This is a genomic window from Vreelandella lionensis (genome assembly GCF_002087295.1).
In the GTDB taxonomy this organism is placed as follows: domain Bacteria; phylum Pseudomonadota; class Gammaproteobacteria; order Pseudomonadales; family Halomonadaceae; genus Vreelandella; species Vreelandella lionensis.
Genome location: NZ_MWVI01000079.1, coordinates 1 through 3,973, shown reverse-complemented (window position 1 = coordinate 3,973; position 3,973 = coordinate 1). Strand labels below are relative to the sequence as shown.

The following is a 3,973-nucleotide window of genomic DNA, read 5'->3' as shown; positions in this document are numbered from 1 at the left end:
GGCGCCGGCTTCACGGATTCAGGTCTATGTAAGCAAGGGCTTCATTAAAGGCGTCGCCTAGTTGGCGAATCCCCGCGCGTATTTCCTCCATGGCCTGCTCGAACTGGGGCTGGTTCTCGATTTTAAACCCCAAATGGGAAGAGAAGGCCTTCACCGGTTTGAGCCAAAACGGGTAGTCGAGCGTTACCTGTGACAGTGGGTTATCAGCGAAAGGATCAATGCCGCAAAAGTTGGGCACCACATCAGGAACTACCTTTTGCTGCTCAAGGCGGCTCCAATATTTATGCTCACACTTTAAAACACTCGTAATAGAAGGTGAGGGAAGGTGGTAGTGCTGGCAAAGAATAGGCACGATAACGCTAGTAGGAAAGTCCCACTGAGCGATAATCGCATCGATAGTGCCAGGGAACACAATAAGTTGCTCTTTGGCTGATGAAAGTAGCTGATTAAAAGACACTTTGTCTGCTTCAACTGCTGTGTCCACATCTAATAAACCATGAATTTCTAAGTCCTTTCTCTCTCTTAGTGTTTGCATGGCGGTTTTTTGCTTATCTTCTAAAGCAATAACAAAAACGTTGCGTTTCATGCGCTACTCCATTAGTGGTTGATTAGGCGAATTGTCCCTATTGCCCACCCTTGAGCGTATGAAAAGCCTTTTCTCTTTTCCAGGTCGAATAAGTTTGAAAGGGAGATAATTAATTTATGTAACACTATTAGTGAGTTAGATTCAGAAATGAATGTATCGGTAAGTATTTTTGTTTTTGCTTTTGTTATGAAAGCTAGTTTGATATAGGCTGAAAGGTATGGTTGCATTTTCTGAGGAGGTCGAAAAAATTAACAAATGTTAATAATCAATGGTTTTTTGACTTTTGTTAGCGTGGTTTATAAAACCATCTTGTTTAGTTATTTATATTTGTCTATATTTTTGTCGCGTTATCTTCCTTTATATATATCGGCATTATAAAAAATTCCTGGTGAGTATAGCTTTTGTCTAACTACAAAGGAGTGTAGAGATGAATAAGGTTACTGCAGAAGAGTGCAAACAAGTGGAAGATAGAAATCGCAAAGGTGTACACGGCGGCTTAAGTAGTGATAGCTCTTGTATAGGAATAAGTGAAGTATTAGGCCTTTATGGCGAGCTGGGAGCCGATGCCCGAGAGGCGTTGGCTAACATCCGGCATAAGCCCGTAGAGCTTCGACGCAACCAAAAGGTGTTCTCGTTATGTGAAGGTCGCGCCGATATCTTCGTAGTTAAAGAGGGATGGGCGAGCCTTTCCCACGCGACCAGCACCAGAGGACAAGATATATGTAACGTCTTTATGCCTGGCGATATTATTGGTATGCGAGAAAGCTTTTTTGAAAGTCATGATATAGTTATTCTTTCTTTAACTAATTGTAAACTTGAAAAAGTATCTGTTGATGACTTGCATGAGCTTTTTAAAACCAATGAGGAAATAAGAAAGGCGATTACTTCTTATGTTATGGTAAATGACAATATTACCATCGAACGGTTAAGAAGCTGTACTCATCATCGTTCTGAAGAACGCGTTGCGCATTTCCTGTTAGAAGTTTATGCCCGTTTTAATTTTAAAGGACTGTTGGATAGTAATGTATTTGCATTCCCTGTTACTCAAGATGTCGTGGGTGAGCTATTAGGTATGACAAGTGTCCACGTAAGCCGCTGTATGACAGCGCTGGAACAGAAAAAGTTAATTCGTAAAACCCGCAGTAGTATCAAGTTATTGCAATCAGAAGAAATGACGCGTAACACCGGGTTTGACAGCGATTTTATATACGGGCATCTATGCCTTGGTTAGCAACTTTATCGCTAAAATAACCAGAGCGGTGCTTGAAGAGGCTGTTCTGGTTTTTTTAGGTCTGGCGGTTGTGTTAATAAAATGCCGCCATAAGTGCTATCAAATATTAAGCTTATTCAGCATAGCTATATTTTATAAGTGGTTTTTCATTGCTACTTTTTAGGCGTATAGTATGACATTTGAATAAATGTCATAACCCACGTTATGAAAGGAGACATCTTAGGTTGCAAGCGCAAGGGTATTAGCTACCCTACCTACTGCGCTGTGTTTCTAAATGAGACACGTTTTAACTGAAGTTTAATCATACAAGGAGTGGATTAGATGACAGTCAGCAATACACCTCTTAATAACGTAACGGCCCATAAGCAGTATAGCGAAATGGCCGATATGCCCTCGACGGGGAACGCAAAGGTAGCGGATGGTTACCCAACGCGTCTTGCCCAAGCGCCCAAATCCCTGACTCAGCCCCGCCGTGATGGGGTAGTGAAAGGGCGTCAACTGCCGGGGCCGCTTACCCAGGCGCAGTTGGACGAGTTTGAGCGCAATGGGTATCTGTTTATCCCCAACCTGATTAGTGGTGAAGAGTTGGAATCGCTATGCCAGGAGATGAACGAGCTGATGAGCAATGATGCCTACCGTGACCAGGACTTCAGCGTTACGGAGCCGCAAAGCCATGAGATTCGTTCGCTGTTTGCGGTTCATAAGCTCTCCGAACGGTTGGGCGCGCTTGCCACCGATGAGCGCTTAGCCGGTGCGGCACGGCAAATTATTGGCGATGACCCTTACGTGCACCAGTCGCGTATTAACTACAAGCCGGGGTTTGCGGGTAAAGGATTTAACTGGCACTCGGATTTTGAAACCTGGCACGCGGAAGATGGCATGCCCAATATGCATGCGGTGAGTGCATCGCTGATCTTGACCGATAACCACGAGTTTAACGGCCCACTGATGCTGATCCCCCGGTTCGCACATGGAATTTGTGCCCTGCTTAGGGGAAACGCCAGAGGATAACCATAAAAGCTCGTTGAAAGCCCAAGAGATAGGCGTACCAAGCCCAGAGGCACTGACCCATTTGGTCGGTAAATATGGGATTGATGCACCTAAAGGTAAAGCGGGCGGCCTGCTGCTGTTTGACGCAACACGCTGCACGCGTCTAACGCCAACCTCTCGCCGGATCCGCGTAGTAACGTGTTTTTCGTGTTTAACCGGCCTGATACCCGCTGTGTAGAGCCATTTGCCGCTCCCAAGCAGCGCCCGCCGTTCTTGGCCCACGGTCCAGATGAGCGCTGGAATCCAGGCGCGTAAACGGGGGGGGGCTGGCCTGCGCCTTGGAAAAGCGGTGGTGGTACTGTGGAACATACGCATAGCTGGGGTAGACTAATGCGCCTGTCGTTGCGAATGCGGCACGCATAATGAGAAGGAGAAGACCCGCCATGCGTTTTGTTCCACAGTTTACCGATGGCCAGGAGTTTCCCCACGCGCTGGGCAAAGTCGTCTGCGTCGGCCGCAATTATGCCGACCACGCCAAAGAGCTGGATAACCCGGTTCCCAGTGAGCCGCTGCTGTTCATCAAGCCCGCCACTAGCGTGGTGGACTTAACCAAGCCTCTTCGACCCGCCATTTTCGCGAGGCGATGTTCATTATGAAGTCGAGCTGGCGCTACTGGTGGGGGAGACCCTCACCCACGCCACGCAAGATGAAGCCGAGCGTGCCATTGCAGGCATTGGCCTTGCGATGGATTTAACCCTGCGCGATGTGCAAACCAAGTTAAAAGAGAAAGGCCACCCTTGGGAAATCGCCAAGGCCTTTGATGGCGCCTGCCCGCTGTCGCCTTTCTTGCCGGTGAGCCGCGTGCCTAACTGGAACGCGCTGACCTTCACCCTAGAAATCGACGGTGAAGAGCGCCAGCACGGCGAAGGCGCGGATATGATTTTTGCTATTCCCACGCTGGTGGCAGAAATGAGCCGTCACTTCACCCTGGAGCCAGGCGATGTGATTTTGACCGGCACGCCTGCCGGAGTCGGCGAGCTACCCCGCGGCGCGCGCTACGCTTAACGCTGACTGGCGGCCTGGAGATTTCGACCAGCGTCGTTGAGTAACGACCCGCTCACGGGTTCAGCACGCAAAACAAAGGCCACCGATACGCTCGGTGGCCT

General features: G+C 48.4%; 2 protein-coding genes and 2 pseudogenes. 3 read left to right on the top strand and 1 reads right to left on the bottom strand.

Features of this window, described 5'->3' with window-relative positions; translation table 11 throughout:
* Positions 1 to 10: 10 nt before the first annotated feature.
* The gene (locus B4967_RS11450) at positions 11 to 586 is read right to left on the bottom strand and encodes an ATP-grasp domain-containing protein (RefSeq protein WP_243470535.1); all 576 of its coding nucleotides are present in this window, start codon (positions 584 to 586) and stop codon (positions 11 to 13) included.
* A 427-nt stretch (positions 587 to 1,013) separates the two neighbouring features.
* Here B4967_RS11450 and B4967_RS11445 point away from each other — a divergent pair, with 427 nt between their 5' ends.
* The 3 genes and pseudogenes from B4967_RS11445 (at position 1,014) to B4967_RS11435 (ending at position 3,916) form a co-directional block, all read left to right on the top strand.
* A complete protein-coding gene (locus B4967_RS11445) occupies positions 1,014 to 1,817 on the top strand; it encodes a Crp/Fnr family transcriptional regulator (protein WP_083025294.1) in 804 nt (267 codons plus the stop codon).
* 321 nt (positions 1,818 to 2,138) lie between these two features.
* Positions 2,139 to 3,122: pseudogene (thpD, locus tag B4967_RS11440) on the top strand (ectoine hydroxylase).
* Between the two features lie 128 nt (positions 3,123 to 3,250).
* Positions 3,251 to 3,916: pseudogene (locus B4967_RS11435) on the top strand (fumarylacetoacetate hydrolase family protein).
* The last annotated feature ends 57 nt before the right edge of the window (positions 3,917 to 3,973 follow it).

Bases quoted from the DNA above. Each gene is read 5' to 3' on its own strand.
- B4967_RS11450 (WP_243470535.1), bottom strand. From the start codon at position 586: ATGAAACGCAACGTTTTTGTTATTGCTTTAGAAGATAAGCAAAAAACC.
- B4967_RS11445 (WP_083025294.1), top strand. From the start codon at position 1,014: ATGAATAAGGTTACTGCAGAAGAGTGCAAACAAGTGGAAGATAGAAAT.